General features: G+C 69.2%; 15 protein-coding genes and 1 pseudogene. 10 read left to right on the top strand and 6 right to left on the bottom strand.

Features of this window, described 5'->3' with window-relative positions; genetic code table 11:
• A pseudogene (locus Q1X76_RS08665) lies at positions 1 to 643 on the bottom strand (hypothetical protein); the annotation flags it as partial.
• Between the two features lie 561 nt (positions 644 to 1,204).
• On the opposite strand from Q1X76_RS08665, the gene rplU reads away from it, so the two are divergent.
• From rplU to Q1X76_RS08635, 6 genes are all read left to right on the top strand, one after another.
• Entirely contained in the window at positions 1,205 to 1,513 is a 309-nt protein-coding gene (gene rplU / locus Q1X76_RS08660; RefSeq protein WP_006007380.1) for a 50S ribosomal protein L21, read from the top strand.
• 56 nt (positions 1,514 to 1,569) lie between these two features.
• Positions 1,570 to 1,842 (top strand): 50S ribosomal protein L27, encoded by a 273-nt coding sequence (gene rpmA, locus Q1X76_RS08655; RefSeq protein ID WP_300719268.1) that lies wholly within the window; start codon positions 1,570 to 1,572, stop codon positions 1,840 to 1,842.
• 133 nt (positions 1,843 to 1,975) lie between these two features.
• Positions 1,976 to 3,079 carry a GTPase ObgE gene (obgE, locus tag Q1X76_RS08650; RefSeq protein WP_300719267.1) on the top strand — a complete coding sequence of 368 codons (1,104 nt, stop codon included), beginning with the start codon at positions 1,976 to 1,978 and terminating at the stop codon, positions 3,077 to 3,079.
• Between the two features lie 118 nt (positions 3,080 to 3,197).
• The gene (locus Q1X76_RS08645) at positions 3,198 to 3,623 is read left to right on the top strand and encodes a hypothetical protein (protein WP_300719266.1); all 426 of its coding nucleotides are present in this window, start codon (positions 3,198 to 3,200) and stop codon (positions 3,621 to 3,623) included.
• A 473-nt stretch (positions 3,624 to 4,096) separates the two neighbouring features.
• Positions 4,097 to 5,284 (top strand): glutamate 5-kinase, encoded by a 1,188-nt coding sequence (gene proB / locus Q1X76_RS08640; protein ID WP_300719265.1) that lies wholly within the window; start codon positions 4,097 to 4,099, stop codon positions 5,282 to 5,284.
• Positions 5,285 to 5,645: 361 nt separating this feature from the next.
• The gene (locus Q1X76_RS08635) at positions 5,646 to 6,158 is read left to right on the top strand and encodes a DUF805 domain-containing protein (RefSeq protein WP_300719264.1); all 513 of its coding nucleotides are present in this window, start codon (positions 5,646 to 5,648) and stop codon (positions 6,156 to 6,158) included.
• Between the two features lie 355 nt (positions 6,159 to 6,513).
• On the opposite strand, the gene Q1X76_RS08630 is transcribed toward Q1X76_RS08635, so the two are convergent.
• From Q1X76_RS08630 to queA, 5 genes are all read right to left on the bottom strand, one after another.
• The gene (locus Q1X76_RS08630) at positions 6,514 to 7,053 is read right to left on the bottom strand and encodes a 2-oxoacid:acceptor oxidoreductase family protein (RefSeq protein ID WP_300719263.1); all 540 of its coding nucleotides are present in this window, start codon (positions 7,051 to 7,053) and stop codon (positions 6,514 to 6,516) included.
• Positions 7,046 to 7,861, bottom strand: coding sequence for a thiamine pyrophosphate-dependent enzyme (locus tag Q1X76_RS08625; protein ID WP_300719262.1), 816 nt, complete (start codon positions 7,859 to 7,861; stop codon positions 7,046 to 7,048). Before Q1X76_RS08625 ends, Q1X76_RS08630 begins: the two co-directional genes overlap by 8 nt.
• Position 7,862: 1 nt before the next feature.
• Complete coding sequence (vorB, locus tag Q1X76_RS08620) at positions 7,863 to 8,951, bottom strand: 3-methyl-2-oxobutanoate dehydrogenase subunit VorB (RefSeq protein ID WP_300719261.1); 1,089 nt, start codon at positions 8,949 to 8,951, stop codon at positions 7,863 to 7,865.
• The gene (locus Q1X76_RS08615; RefSeq protein WP_040369735.1) at positions 8,948 to 9,169 is read right to left on the bottom strand and encodes a 4Fe-4S dicluster domain-containing protein; all 222 of its coding nucleotides are present in this window, start codon (positions 9,167 to 9,169) and stop codon (positions 8,948 to 8,950) included. The genes vorB and Q1X76_RS08615 overlap by 4 nt, the downstream gene beginning before the upstream one ends.
• Positions 9,170 to 9,289: 120 nt before the next feature.
• Positions 9,290 to 10,402 carry a tRNA preQ1(34) S-adenosylmethionine ribosyltransferase-isomerase QueA gene (gene queA, locus Q1X76_RS08610; protein ID WP_300719260.1) on the bottom strand — a complete coding sequence of 371 codons (1,113 nt, stop codon included), beginning with the start codon at positions 10,400 to 10,402 and terminating at the stop codon, positions 9,290 to 9,292.
• A 203-nt stretch (positions 10,403 to 10,605) separates the two neighbouring features.
• On the opposite strand from queA, the gene Q1X76_RS08605 reads away from it, so the two are divergent.
• The 4 genes from Q1X76_RS08605 to Q1X76_RS08590 all read left to right on the top strand — a co-directional run bounded on the left by Q1X76_RS08605 (position 10,606) and on the right by Q1X76_RS08590 (position 14,692).
• A complete protein-coding gene (locus Q1X76_RS08605; RefSeq protein ID WP_300719259.1) occupies positions 10,606 to 11,250 on the top strand; it encodes a hypothetical protein in 645 nt (214 codons plus the stop codon).
• Positions 11,247 to 12,476 carry a bifunctional phosphopantothenoylcysteine decarboxylase/phosphopantothenate--cysteine ligase CoaBC gene (coaBC, locus tag Q1X76_RS08600; protein ID WP_300719258.1) on the top strand — a complete coding sequence of 410 codons (1,230 nt, stop codon included), beginning with the start codon at positions 11,247 to 11,249 and terminating at the stop codon, positions 12,474 to 12,476. The genes Q1X76_RS08605 and coaBC overlap by 4 nt, the downstream gene beginning before the upstream one ends.
• Before the next feature lie 91 nt (positions 12,477 to 12,567).
• The gene (locus Q1X76_RS08595) at positions 12,568 to 13,677 is read left to right on the top strand and encodes an ABC transporter substrate-binding protein (protein ID WP_300719257.1); all 1,110 of its coding nucleotides are present in this window, start codon (positions 12,568 to 12,570) and stop codon (positions 13,675 to 13,677) included.
• A gap of 1 nt (position 13,678) precedes the next feature.
• The gene (locus tag Q1X76_RS08590) at positions 13,679 to 14,692 is read left to right on the top strand and encodes an XdhC/CoxI family protein (protein ID WP_300719256.1); all 1,014 of its coding nucleotides are present in this window, start codon (positions 13,679 to 13,681) and stop codon (positions 14,690 to 14,692) included.
• The last annotated feature ends 202 nt before the right edge of the window (positions 14,693 to 14,894 follow it).

Below are 14,894 nucleotides of genomic sequence, written 5' to 3'. Positions count from 1 at the left end.
CGCTGGGCAGCGGCACATGGGCGGGCAGGCCGCTGCGGGCGGCCAGCCGGGCACAGGTCTGCACCAGCTCCGGGCCTTCGCCGGGCAGCAGGGCGCAGCCGGGGACCGCGTGCACCCGCAGGCCGCCGCGCTGCCGCAGGCCCAGGCAAAGGCCGCCGTCAGCGGCGGGACCGAAAGCGAATTCCATCTTGTTGCGGAAGGCCCGCTGCAGGGGGGAGCCCAGGGCGGGCCGCAGGGGCAGGGCCGCGTCACGGCCCAGACCGCCGATGCGTTCCAGGGCGTCGCGCACCAGCTGTTCCTTCCAGCGCAGCTGGGTCGCGTAAGGCAGGCGCTGCCAGGGGCAGCCGCCGCAATCCTCGCCATGGGCGCAGATGTCGGCCGCCATGCCGGCCTCGTCCAGCACGGCTGTCCGTTCGGCCTCCCAAAAACGCTTCTGGCGGCGGAGGATGCGGGCGCGTACCGTCTGCCCGGGCAGGGAGCCCGCTACGAAGATGACAGGCCCGCCGTCTTCGGGGCGGTGCAGGCCGCGGCCGTCGTGGCTCAGGGCGTCGATGCGGCAAACGATCTCGTCGGTCATGGCGGAACAGGGGTTGGAGTGGCGGAAGGGCAGGCCGGCAGGGCAGGCCGGCAGGCGCTGCGGCATGATGTCCTTGTAGCGGCTTTGGTCCGGGCTGGCAATGCGGGGAGCGGGCAGGACAGGGGGAACGCGGCAGGCAGCGCACGCAACACGGCCGGAAGTCGGGGCGGGCCGGACACGGGGGGCACGGGGGACACGGGCAGGGCGCCGGGGCGGAGACCCGGCAGGAGGCCGCGCCCCCGGAGCGTGGCCCGGAGCGTGCCCTGGAGCGTGCCGCAGGATGGCCCGCCCGGAGACAGTCCGCCAGTCCCGGATACGCCGGCCTGCCCCGGGAAATGTCCGCCAGTCCCGGGAAGATGCCGTGGCGCTGGCGATGGATGCCGGGCGCGGCAGGGGCTCTCCCGGGCAGGGCGCCGGGTGCGGGAAAAATCCGCTGCCGGTCAAAAAGGCATTGCCCCCCGGCGCATCCTGTGCTATGCAGCACAACTGGCCTACGCCTCTGACTGGCCCGACTACCGCGCGTCCCGCACCGGATGCGTGGCCTGTGGCGCGGCCGGATCAAAAATCACTTGACTTTTTCCCCAGCATGAGGCAAACAGGCCTCTCTCTTTTCGGAGGTTTAAGAGCATGTACGCTATTATTGAAACGGGCGGCAAACAGTACCGCGTCGAAGAAGGTTCCAAGATCGTTGTGGAAAAGCTCGCTGGTGAAGCCGGCAGCGAAATCAAGCTGGACAAGGTGCTGATGCTTGGCGGCGCCGACGTGAAAGTGGGCGCTCCCTATGTGGAGAACGCTGCCGTGACCGCCGAAGTGGTGGAGCAGGGCCGCGGTGCCAAGGTCATGGTGTTTAAGCGCTGGCGTCGCAATGACTCGCGCAAGCTGCGCGGTCATCGTCAGGACTGCACCACCATCCGCGTCAAAAGCATTAACGGCTAGCTTGGCGGCGCGTTCCTGCGGGGGCGCACGGCAATCTGCCTTGTAAGGAGTATACCATGGCTCATAAGAAAGCAGGCGGCTCTTCGCGTAACGGCCGCGACAGTGCGGGCCAAAGACGCGGCGTGAAGCGCTTTGGCGGCCAGAGCGTGCTGGCTGGCAACATCATCGTGCGTCAGCTCGGCACCAAGATCTATCCCGGCACCAACGTGGGCATGGGCAGGGACTACACCCTGTTCGCCAAGACCGACGGCGTGGTGCGTTTTGAAAAGTACATCCGCAAGCGTCGCGTGCTCACCCGCGTGCATGTGGAAGCCCCCGTTGCCGAATAACGGCGCGGCAAGGCGTGATTTTTGAAGGGAAGAGGCCGCAGGGCTTCTTCCCTTTTCTGCTTTTTGGGCCCCAGCGGCCCGCGGGATGCCGCAGGGCGTCCCTGACAGGGTGGCGACACCCGGGAGACTTTCCATGCGTTTTGTGGACGAAGCGACTATCCAGGTCCGGGCCGGCAAGGGCGGTCATGGCTGCGTGTCTTTCCGGCGGGAAAAATTCGTGCCGCGCGGCGGGCCGGACGGCGGCGACGGCGGCAAGGGCGGTTCCGTCATCCTCAAGGCGGACAGCCGCCTGCTCTCCCTCTATGACTTCCGCCTCAAGCGCCAGTACGAGGCGCGCAACGGCCAGCCCGGCATGGGCAGCCAGTGCAACGGCCGCAAGGGCGACGACCTGATCCTGGGCCTGCCCGTGGGCACCCTGGTCTATGCCCGGGACGAGCTGGGCGAGGAATATCTGCTGGCCGACCTGCGCGAGCCCGACATGGAAGTGGTGGCCGCCCAGGGCGGGCGCGGCGGCATGGGCAACGAACATTTCAAGACCTCCACCATGCGCGCCCCGCGCTTCGCCCAGCCCGGCGAGCCCGGCGAGGAGCGCGAGCTGCGCCTGGAGCTCAAGATCCTGGCCGACGCCGGCCTGCTGGGCCTGCCCAATGCGGGCAAGTCCACCTTCATCTCGCAGGTCTCGGCGGCGCGGCCCAAGATCGCGGCCTATCCCTTCACCACCCTGACCCCCAACCTGGGCGTCATGATCGACGAGTACGACCCGGACCGCCGCATGGTCATCGCCGACATCCCCGGGCTCATCGAGGGCGCGCACGAAGGCCAGGGCCTGGGACACCGCTTCCTCAAGCATGTGGAGCGCACCCGCTTCCTGGTGCATATCCTCAGCATCGAGGACGTGAGCGACGACGATCCCTGGGCCGGTTTCGAGCTCATCAACGAGGAGTTGCGCCGCTTCGACCCCGAGCTGGGCGAACGCCGCCAGATCGAGGTGGTCAACAAGATCGACCTGGTGGACGAGGAACGTCTGGAAGCCCTGCGCGCCCGCGCCCGCGCCGACGGACGCAGGGTCTTCTTCATCTCGGCCCGCGACGGCATCGGCCTTGAGGCGTTGGTGGCCGAGCTCTGGAAGCTGCGCGACGAGGTGCAGGTACATGAGCCCCTGCATCATTTCGCGGCGGCCGAAGAGGCGGACGACGAGGAATTCGAGGACATCGAAGTCATCTATACCCGCGAGTGATGCGGGAAGGGCGGCTTCGTGCGGGCGGGCCCGCCGCGCGGCATCCCCGGCACGGGACGGCGGCGCGTGTCGGGCGCGTCCGCCGGCGGCCGTCCCGCTCCGCATCCGGGGAGGAAGCATGAAACCTATCCTTCTGGCCTGCCTCCTGTGGCTGGCCCTTGGCACGGCCGCTCTGGCCGCTCCTGTGGAAAAGCCGACCTTCCGCGTGGTCGCGCCCGACGGCTGGACCGTGGCCGCCGTGCCTGACGTGAGCGACGGCGTGGTGCTGGTGGCCCCGGACAAGTCCGTGAGCGTCACCATCGTCACCGCCGCCAGCGGCGGCATGACGCCGGAACAGCTGGCGGCCGATTACGCGCAAAAGCTGCATGCCGCGCGCACGGCGCAGAACGGCAATTATTACGGCCTCAAGGGCATGGCCGGCGAGCTGCCGCTGGAGGTCTGCCTCTGGACCTTCGACGGCATGCACGGCGTGGCCAGCATCGTGGGCCGCACCGGCCATCCCGCCCTGCAGGGCATCGTGGATTCGCTGGAGTTCTACCGCTAGCCCCGGAAGGCCCGGGATCCTTGATGGGGCGGAGGAGCTTTTGCTTGCGGAGAAACGCCCCCACCCCGCAGTCCCCGCGCCCACCTGAAAAGCGCGCCGGGGAAAGGATGGGGGCCTGGGGGGAAGGGAAGCCCTTACGCGCGGGCAGAGACCTTCGTGAAAAACCATCCCGACGCCGTTGCCCCCGGAAAGCCCTCCTGCGCGGGCAGCGACCGGATGGCGGCCGCAGGCCGTGCCCGTTGGCGGCGCAAGGCGCCTTGCGGCCATCGCCAGCAACGCGGAGGGGCCTGCTCAAAACGCTCCGTCGAACCGCCATGTCTTGCGGGCATCGTCAGCGAAGATGCGCAGGCTCCCCCGAAAACAGCAGGGCGCTGTCATGCAGGGCGCTGGCTGTTTGTCGTGCTTTGAGCTATGGTCAGGCGGCGTCCGCCGGAGGCGGGCGGGAATTCTTCAGAGCCCTTGCAGGAGCGATCATGGAAAGACAGCTCGATTGGCGGCAGGAAAAAGCGCAGGCCCTGGCCCGTGCCCGTGTGGTGGTCATCAAGGTGGGCAGCGCCGTGCTGACCGATGCCCGGGGACTGAGCGCGCCGGTGCTGGAGAGCCTGGCACGGCAGATGGCCGCCCTGCGCAGCGCGCCGGACGGGCATGGACGCCGCTTGGTGCTGGTCTCTTCCGGGGCCGTGGCGGCCGGTCGCGCCGTCCTGCGCGCCCACGGCCACAGCGGCGAGACCTCCGGCCTTTCCGCCCGTCAGGCCGCGGCCGCCGTGGGCCAGGGGCAGCTGATGCGCGCCTGGGACGAGGTCTTCCGCGCCCATGATTTCCCCACCGCCCAGGTGCTGCTCACCCGCGACGACCTGCGCGCGCGGCAGCGTTTCCTCAATGCGCGCAACACCTTTGCCGAGCTCATGGACTGGGGCGTGCTGCCCATCGTCAACGAGAACGACACGGTCTCGGTCAGCGAACTCAAATTCGGCGACAATGACTGCCTGGCCAGCCTGCTGGTCAACCTCATCGGCGCGGATCTGTACATCAACCTGACCTCGGCGCCGGGCGTCTACGCGGCCAACCCGCAGGAAGTGCCCGATGCGGGCATCATGGACTGCGTGGAGGATGTGGCGGGCCTGGACCTGGGCCGCATGTGCGGCGGCAAGACCAGCGTGGGCACCGGCGGCATGTATTCCAAACTGCAGGCCGCGCGCCGCGCCGCCCAGCTGGGCGTGCCCACCCTCATCCTGCCCGGCCGCGAGGCGGACGTGCTGGAACGCGCCTTTGCCGGGGAAGCCGTGGGCACCTGGGTCCGTCCCGAGGAACACGCCATCCCGAGGCGCAAGTTCTGGCTGGCCTACCAGTCCGATCCGGCGGGCACCGTGCTGGTGGATGCCGGTGCGGCCGAGGCCCTGCTCAGCAAGGGCGGCAGCCTGCTGCCCGGCGGGGTGCGGCAGGTGCTGGGCAATTTCCAGAAGGGCGCCCTGGTGCGCGTGGCCCGTCTGGGCGAGAGCGACGACCACGCCGGGCTGGGCGTGGGCCTGTCCAATTACAGCGCCGCGGACCTGCGCAAGATCATGGGCCTGCGCCGCCACGAGGTGGCCGCCATTCTGGGCGACGCCCACTATCCCGAGGTCATCCACCGCGACAACCTGCTCATGGATGCCGCCATCTAGGGGACACGTTTTTTCCGGGAGAGGCGGGAGAGCCTTTGGCATGGTTTGCCGCTGCCCGTGACGGTGACGGCAAAGGGCGCGGCCGTCCAAAGACCTTCCCCTGGCCCATGCGAAAAAAGGGGCCCTTGCCCGGGCCCCGTCCGCCCCGGAAGGCGGCCCCGCGCAGAGGCGTATCCTTCCGGACGGCCGGACTGGCGGCCGGGCCGTCAGGCCCCGCCCCGCGCCGGGCCCGCGGCCGCCGGGAGGGCCCCCGGGGACGGCGCATGGCCCCGTCTTGCGGGCTGTACGGAACCGTATTTTTCAAAGCGCTGCCTGCGGACGGCCCCGTGCCGGACGCGGCGTGCATGATCATGGAGGAGCCATGTCCGGCAAAAAAACTGTCATGACGCCCGGTGCGGCCATCGCCGCCTGTTTCGGCAAATTCGCCCGCTGCTACGGGCGCAGCTGCCGGGCCGAGTTCATCTGGTTCCTGCTCTTTTTCCTGCTGCTGGGCGCGCTGGCCGTCTGCTTCGCGTCGCCCATGATCGTGGGCATGCTCTGGGCCCTGCTGATGATCCCGCTCAGTTCCGTGGGCATCCGCCGCCTGCACGATCTGGGCCTGCCCGGCGGCATCTGGACGGTCTGGCTGACCGTGACCGTCATCCTGCCCATGTTCGGCCTGTCCAACTACATGAACAACGAGGGCGAGCTTTCGCCCTACATGCTCTACCTGCATTACGGCTGGCTGTTCGTGACCGGAACCCTGCTGCTCTTCCTCTGCTTCGCCGCCGGTCAGGAAGGCCCCAACCGCTACGGCCCGGCTTCCTGCGGGAAGGCCGGAACGGGCGCGACGGACGGCGCGGACGGAGGGGATGAGGACAAGAACGCCGGCTAGGCCGGTCTTTCCCCGTTCTACGGCCACATGACGAAGCGGAGCCCGCGGGCTCCGCTTTTTCCATGCGTCAAGGAACAGCGCAAAGATCCCCTGCCGTTCCGTGCAAGGTCCCGCAAACCATTTGCAGGCACTGGCTGTTCTCTTGCCGGCAGCCTGCCGCCGTGCACACCGGAGCGGCCTCTTGCCTGCCGTCAGATCAGAACCACCCGCTTTGCGGGTGGTTCTGATTTTCGCGTCTCTGTCAGGCGCTCAACAGGCTGATGCCCATGAAGAAAGCGCTGGGGAGGGATGGGGGTACGGGGGAAGGGGACCGCTCCCGCACCAGCAGAGGGGTTCCCTTCCCCCGTCCAGTTCGTTACGCGAAGTCGTAGCCGGCCTGCAGGGCCTTGGCGTTGACCGGGATCAGCTTGGCGTAGTGGGCGCTGACCACGCGGTTGAGGGCCTCCTGCACGGCTTTCAGGGGCAGGGCGCCGGTGGCCTTGATCCAGGCGCCCAGGGCCACCATGTTGGCCAGTTTCACATTGCCCAGTTCATGGGCGATGTCGTTGACCGGGATGTAGACCGTGCGGTGCTTGCCGTCCAGCAGCCCTTCGGAGATGAGCGATGCGTTGACGACCTGCACGCCGTCGGGATGCAGACGGGGCTGGAACTTGGCCAGCGAGGGCTCGTTGAGCACGATGATGGAACGGGGCGTGTTGACCAGGGGCGAGCCCACGGGGTGTTCGTCCAGCACCACGGTGCAGTTGGCGGTGCCGCCGCGCATCTCCGCGCCGTAGACCGGGATGAAGCTCACTTCGAGGCCGTGTTCCATGCCGGCCTGGGCCAGCAGGTTGCCGATGAGCATGACGCCCTGGCCGCCGAAACCGGCGATGATGACATCCTGATACTTAGCCATGCTGCACCTCGCTGTCGGCCGGGGCGGTCACGTCTTTGTAGACGCCCAGAGGGAAGACGGGGATCATGGCCTCGCTGATGCGCCTGTTGGCGCTGACGGGGTCCATGTGCCAGTTGGTGGGGCAACCGGAGAGCAGTTCCACGAAGCCGAAGCCCAGGCCCTGCAGCTGCACCTCGAAGGCCTTGCGCAGGGCCTTTTTGGCCGCGCGCACATGCTTGACGCTGTCCAGGGCGCAGCGTTCGGCATAGGCCACGCCGGAGAGCTGGGCCATGAGTTCGGCCATGCGGATGGGGCCGCCTTCGTGGCGGGCCATGTCGCGGCCGCGGGGGCTGGTGGTGGTCTTCTGGCCCAGCAGGGTGGTGGGGGCCATCTGGCCGCCGGTCATGCCGTAGACGGTGTTGTTGATGAAGATGCCGGTGATGAGCTCGCCGCGGTTGGCCGCATGGATGGATTCGGCCAGACCGATGGCGCCCATGTCGCCGTCGCCCTGATAGGTGAAGACCACGCTTTCGGGGCGGGCGCGGCGCACGCCGGTGGCCACGGCGCAGGCGCGGCCGTGGGGGGCTTCGAGGCCGTCCACGTTGAAGTAGTCATAGGTGAAGGTGGCGCAGCCCACGGAGGCCACCAGGATGGTCCTGTCGGCCACGCCCAGCTCGTGCAGCACCTCGCTCACCAGACGGTGGGCGATGCCGTGATGGCAGCCGGGGCAGTAGTGGGTCACGCGCTCGTTGAGTACGGGATTGGTATCGAAGACCAGGGTCTCGCCGTCCTGGGGCACAAGGGCCTGTTCAAGTTCGTGCGCGTGCATCTTAGTCCTCCTTGCAGGCCTGACGGATGGGATCTTCCAGGGCGTCGGCGCCGATGAACAGGCCGGGCATGACGCCGTGCCAGCCCACCCTGGCATCCTCGCCCATGAGGGACAGGCGCACGTCTTCCACCATCTGGCCGGTATTCTGTTCGATGACCAGGAAACGGCGGCCCGGGGCCAGGGCGCGCAGGGCCCCGGACGGGAAGGGATAGAGCGTCAGGGGACGGAACAGGCCGGCCTTGAGGCCTTCCCCACGCAGCTTGCGGATGGCGCTGCGGGCGATGCGGGCCATGGAGCCGAAGGCCACCACCACGACTTCGGCGTCGTCGGTCTGCCAGTTTTCGGCGCGGGCCTCGGCCTGCATGGCGGCGTATTTTTCCATGAGCAGGCGGTTGCGGGCCGCCAGCGCGCCTTCGGCCAGGTACACGGACTTGAGCAGGCGGGGCCTGGCGCCGGGGCCGCGCTTGCCGTAGCCTTCCATGCGCCAGGGCGCGGCCAGTTCGGCCAGGGCCTCGGGGCTCACGGCGTCGGCCGGGGGCTGGCGGCGCACGGGTTCCTTGATCTGGGCCACGATGGCGTCGCCCAGCAGCATGACCGGGTTGGCGTACTTGAAGGCCAGGGCGAAGGCGCGGAACATCATGTCGTAGCATTCCTGCGCCGTGGAGGGGGCCAGCACCAGATTGCGGTGGTCGCCGTGGCCGCCGCCCTTGACGGCCTGGAAGTAGTCGCCCTGCGAGGGGCCGATATCGCCCAGGCCCGGGCCGCCGCGTTCCATGTTGACGATGACGGCGGGGATATGGCTGCCCGCCATGTAGGAGATGCCCTCCTGCATCAGCGAGATGCCGCAGCTGGACGAGGAGGTCATGGCCGGGATGCCGCAGGCGCCCGCGCCCAGCAGCATGTTGATGGCGGCCACTTCGCTTTCGGCCTGCACGAACTGGCCGCCGCACTCGGGCAGCCGCAGGGACATGGTCTCGGGGATCTCGTTCTGCGGCGTGATGGGATAGCCGAAGTAGCAACGGCAGCCGGCGTCCAGAGCGCCAAAGGCCACAGCTTCATTGCCCTTGATGAGGATGCGGTCGTGACTCATGCGGTCTTCTCCGTTTTTTGGGATTTGAAGACACGGATGGCCACGTCCGGGCACATGAGCGCACAGGAGGCGCAGCCCGTACAGCGGCCTTCGGTTTCCATCACCTCGTAGCCCTGGCGGTTGAACCGTCCCGAGGGGCGGATGATGTGCGCCGGGCAGACCGCCACACACAGGCCGCAGCCTTTGCAGCGTTCTTCCAGAAAAACGATTCGCGACATGCTGTTCCCCTGAATGATGCAGGTTGCGCAGGGCGCGGCATCCCGCCACAGGGTGCCGCTGCCTGCGGATTTGTCAGTCATAAGGCCGGGCCGTTTGCCGGATCGGCCCAAAAATGCCGCCTAGCGGATGAACATGGCGTCCCCGTAGGAGAAGAAGCGGTAGCCTTCCTCGATGGCCGTACGGTAGGCCTCCAGGATGCGTTCACGGCCCGCGAAGGCCGAGACCAGCATCAGCAGGGAGGACTCGGGCAGGTGGAAATTGGTGATGAGCCCGTCCACCACCCGGAAGGGACGGCCGGGATAGAGGAAGATGTCCGTCCAGCCGGCAAAGGGCTGGGCCCGGCCGCAGAGCTGGGCCACGCCTTCCAGGGTGCGCACCGAGGTGGTGCCCACGGCGATGACCGGCCGGTGCCGGGCCTTGGCCTCGGCGATGGCATTGGCCGTTTCCTCGGGCAGTTCCACATATTCCCGGTGCATCTGGTGGTTGCGGATATCCTCGCAGCGCACCGGGCTGAACGTGCCGTAGCCCACATAGAGCGTCACTTCGGCCCACTGGAAGCCGCGCTCGCGCAGGGTCCGGCGCAGCTCGTCGGTGAAGTGCAGCCCGGCCGTGGGCGCGGCCACGGAGCCGGTCTTCTCCTCGCGGGCATAGACGGTCTGGTAGCGGCTGAAGTCCTCCTCGGCGTCGGCGCGCTTGATGTAGGGCGGCAGCGGGATGTGCCCGGTGGCGGCGAAGGCCTCGGCCACGTCGCCCTGCCAGCACAGGGTCACGCGCCGCTGGCCGAAGGGGCCGCATTCCAGGACGGTCACGCTGATGCCCGCGCCGAAGTGCAGGGTCTCGCCCTCGCGCACGCTGCCCCCGGAACGGATCAGGCCGCTGACCTCGGCGGACCAGGTGTCCGGGCGGCCCTTGACGGGCACGGCGGCGGCGCGCACCAGGGGCAGGGGCGTGAGCAGCAGGAATTCCACCTTGCCGCCGGTGCCGCGGCTGCCCAGCAGGCGGGCCTGCAGCACGCGCGAGTTGTTGGCCACCAGCAGGGCGCCTTCGGGCAGGCAGTCCGGCAGGTCGCTGAACATGTGGTGTTCCAGGCCCAGGGGGCCGTTGCGGCGCATGGTCAGCAGGCGCGACGCGCCCCGGTGTTCCGGCGGATACTGGGCGATCCGCTCCTGGGGCAGCTCATAGGTATAGTTTTGCAGCAGAAAATCATCTTCGGAAACAAAAACGGGCGGCATGATCCTTTTCCTTCACTTCTCTCCGGGCCGCGGGGCGGCCGCAAATATCCGTCGCCGGGCACGGTGGCGCAGGCAGCCTTTCCCGGCCGCCAGGCGCGGCCCCGGCAGCCGGGCCGCGAGGAGACGCTTGTCAGTCCGTGCCGGAGAGGCTATCCTTTTCGGGCTGTCCGGCCTCCCGGACGACAGTTGAAGGAGTATAGCCAATGCGACGCCTACTTGTCACCCTGATCCTTGCGGCCATCCTGGCCGGCGCCGCCGGATGCGCCGATCTGGGCATCAGCAATCCCTTCGGATCTTCGCCCGCCGTCCGCCAGAGCCGCCTTCTGGGCATCTCCCTGCCTGCGGGCATGGAACTTTCCGTACAGCATTCCGCGCAGACCACGGGCAGCGACGGCCAGCCCCAGGGCATGGAGACCCTGTACGGTCAGGCGGACCGCCAGCAGGTGGCCCAGAGCCTGTACAGCAGCCTGCAGGGCTTGGGCTGGAACGTGCGCATGAGCCTGCGCAAGGGCGAGCATACCATGCTGGTTTTCGAGAACGGCAACCGCCTTGCCGTCATCGCCATCTCTTCCCAGACGGTCTACAGCTGCGTGGCCGAGATCTGGGTGGCGGAAAAGCAGCCTGACGGCTCCCCCCTGAGCATCCTGCCCCTGGGCGGCGGACAGGGCGGCGGTCACGACGGCACGGCGGCCAGCGGCGCTTCCGGCGGCGGCTTCGAGGACAACGGGCCCGCCACGGGCGGCGGCTTCGAGACGCCCGACAGCGGCAGCACCCCGCCGCCCGTGGGCACCAGCGAGAGCTGGGGCGCGCCTTCCGGCAGCGGCGGCCTGCAGGAGCGGGCGCTGTGAGCGCCTCGCCCTTCCATGCCAGCCGGCGTTTCGCGGGCCAGCGCCTGCATCTGGGCGTCTGCGGTTCCGTGGCCTGCTACAAGGCCTTGGATCTGCTGCGCGCCCTGCACGCACTGGACATCCACGTTTCCGTCACCCTCACCGATGGCGCGCGCCGTTTCGTGACGCCCCTGCTCTTCGAGGCCCTGGGCGCGCTGCCGGTCTACGGCCGCATGTTCGAGGGCGACGAGGTCTTCGACCATCTGGAACCGGGGCAGCGGGCCCGGGCCATGCTGGTGGCCCCGGCCTCGGCCGACGCCCTGTCGCGTCTGGCGGCCGGAGCGGCCTCGGACATGCTCTCGGCACAGGCTCTGGCCTTCGACGGGCCCCTGCTGCTGGCCCCGGCCATGAACCCGCGCATGTGGCAGCATCCGGCCACCCAGGACAATGTGGCCGTCCTGCGGCGGCGCGGGGCCGGAATCATCGTGCCCGGCTGCGGCGGCACGGCCTGCGGCGACACCGGGCAGGGCCGCCTGGCCCCGGTGGAAGACATCTTTCTGGCAGCGCTGCGCGCCCTTGCCCCGCAGGACATGGCGGGACGGCGCGTCATGCTGACCATGGGCCCCACGCGCGAGAAGTGGGACGGCGTGCGCTACTGGACCAATCCCAGCAGCGGCACCATGGGCGCGGCCCTGGCCACGGCCGCCTGGCTGCGCGGGGCCGGGGTCACGGCCGTGTGCGGCCCCGGCTGCCCCGACCTGCCCGCCGGGGTGGAGCGTCTGGACGTGGGCAGCGCCCGCGAGATGTTCGAGGCCGCGTCCGACTGCTGGCCGCGCATGGACATGGGCCTGTTCTGCGCCGCGGTGGCGGACTTCTCGCCCGAAGCGCTGGGCCCGCAGAAGTTCAAGAAGGAAGGCCGGGAGGACGGCTTCAGCATCCGCTTCACGGCCAATCCCGACATCCTGCGCACCCTGTCGCAGCAGCGGCGGGAAGGGCAGAAGGTGCTGGGCTTCGCCGCCGAGACCACGCCCGACATGGAAAGCCTGCTGGAGCTGGCCCGGGCCAAGCGCGCCCGCAAGGATGCCGACCTGCTGGCCGGCAACCGCGTCAACAGCGGCGACAGCGGCTTCGGCGCGGCCACCAACAGCATGGCCGTGGTGGACCGCAACGGCCGTGAAGAGATCTGGCCCAACCAGAGCAAGGCCGACGTGGCCTGGGATCTGTGCTCGTGGCTTTTGCGCCTCTAGATCCCCTGGCGGCCTCCTGGCAGGCCCGCGGCCTGCACTGGCTGCTCATGCCCGGGGACCTGCCCCCGGAAACGGAAAGGAGTCTGGAACCGTGAAAAAGCCCCTCTCTCTGCTGCTCGCCCTGTCCCTGATCCTCTCCCTGTGCGCCTGCGGCGGCGCCGCGCCCACCCAGTCCGCCCCGGCCCGGACCGAGTCCGCCGCCCCCGCCGCCGAGACCCGGACCTTCACCGACTCGGTGGGCCGCACCGTGACCCTCCCCGCCCGGATCGACAGGGTGGCCGTCACCGGCCCCATGGCCCAGATCGTCCTCTTCGCCCTGTGCCCCGACAAGCTGGTGGGCATCGCCAACGCCTGGGACGCGAGCGCCGAGGCATACCTGGACACCGAATATTATAACCTCCCCCTGCTGGGCCAGCTCTACGGCGGCCAGGGGGAGCTGAACCTGGAGAGCCTGCTCTCCTCCGGGGCCCAGGTGGTCATCGACGTGGGGGAGCCCAAGGACACCATCGCCGAGGACCTGGACGCCCTCCAGGAGCAGACCGGCCTGCCCTTTGTCCACATCACCGCCACCACCCAGACCACCGGGGAGGCCTACCGCCTGCTGGGGGAGCTGGTGGGGATGGAGGCCGAGGCGGAGACCCTGGCCGCCTACTGTGAGGAGGTCTACGCCCGGGCCGTGGACATCGCCGGCCGGGTGGACAAGGTGGACCTCCTCTACATCACCGGCCCCGACGGCCAGAACGTCATCGCCCAAAACTCCTACCACTCGGAGATCATCGACCTGCTGTCCAACAATCTGGCGGTGGTGGAGTCCCCCTCCTCCAAGGGCACCGGCAACGAGGTGGGGCTGGAGCAGATCCTGCTCTGGGACCCCGACTACATCATCTTCGCCCCCGAGAGCGCCTATGCCGCCGCGGGGGAGGACCCGGCCTGGGGGCAGCTCACCGCCATTGCCTCCGGCCACTACTACGAGACCCCCATGGGCCCCTACAACTGGATGGGCTTTCCCCCCTCCGTCCAGCGGTATCTGGGGATGCTGTGGATGGCCAAGCTCCTCTACCCCGACGCGGCCGGCTACGACCTCTATGAGGAGGTGGCCCGGTACTACGACCTCTTCTACCACTGCACGCTGACCCGGGAGCAGTATGACGCCCTGGTGGCCAACTCCATCGGCAAGCAGGCCGCCCAGGGGGGTGTGTGACATGAGGGAGCTCTTCACGGCCCTCCGCGCCGCCCTGGACCGGGGGGAGGAGGCCGTCCTGTGCACCATCGTGGCCAGCTCCGGCTCCGCCCCCCGGGGGGCGGGGGCCAGAATGGCGGTCTTTGCCGACGGCGGGAGCCTGGGCACCATCGGCGGCGGGGCGGTGGAGGCCAAAAGCCGGGAGGAGGCCCTGGACCTCCTCCGCTCCGGAGGCGGGCGCCTGGTTTGCGCCTTCGACCTCACCCCCAACCAGGTCCGGGACATCGGCATGATCTGCGGGGGGCGGGTGACGGTGGCCTTCCAGGTGCTCGGCGCCGCCCATCTCCCCATGGTGGAGGCCGTGCTGGAGGCCCTGGACCGGCCGGAGGAGGACGCCTGGCTCATCACCCCGGTGGGGGAGGGCGCGCCCGTGGGGCTGGGGCTCTATGACGGGGCCCGGGGGCCCCGCTTCGCCGTCCCCCTCTCCCCGGAGGAGCTGCGCCCCCTGCTCCGGAGCCGGGGGGTCCTCCGGCAGGAGGCCCCCGCCTGCTATGTGGAGCCCCTGGTCCGGGCGGGGGTGGTCTACCTCTTCGGGGGCGGCCACGTGGGCCGGGAGCTGTGCCCCCTGCTGGCCCATGTGGGGTTCCGGGTGGTCCTCTTCGACGACCGGCCCCAGGCCGCCCTGCCCGAGCACTTCCCCCAGGCCAGCCGGGTCATCCTGGGGGACTACCGCCGGATTTTCGACCACATCACCGTCACCGACCGGGACTATGTGGTCATCATGACCCCCGGCCACCAGAGCGATTTTACGCTGCTCGCCCAGGTCCTCACCACCCCCGCCCCCTACATCGGGTGCATCGGCAGCCGCCGCAAGGCGGCCGCCGCCCGGGAAAGGCTGGCGGAGCTGGGCTTTCCGCCGGCGGAGCTGGACCGGGTCCACTCCCCCATCGGCCTGCCCATCGGCGGGGAGACCCCGGCGGAGATCGCCGTCTCCATCACCGCCCAGCTGATCGCCTGCCGGTCGGGCCGGCTGTGAGGGGGAGGCGCCGTGCCCCCTTCCTAACGCAAACGCCGTCCCCCTCCGGGCAAGGCCCGGAGGGGGACGGCGTTTGATTCTGTGCGGTTTGGGCGGTCACCGGGCCCGGCGGTCGTGCCGGGCGTCCTCGTAGTAGGCCCGCTTGCGGTCGTACATCCGCTTTTCGGCCTGTTTGACCACCTGCTCCAGGTCCTCTACCGGG

This window comes from uncultured Desulfovibrio sp. (assembly GCF_949282365.1).
Taxonomy (GTDB): domain Bacteria; phylum Desulfobacterota; class Desulfovibrionia; order Desulfovibrionales; family Desulfovibrionaceae; genus Desulfovibrio.
Note: the sequence above shows the minus strand (reverse complement) of the source record. Positions and strands in the feature narration are given on the sequence as shown.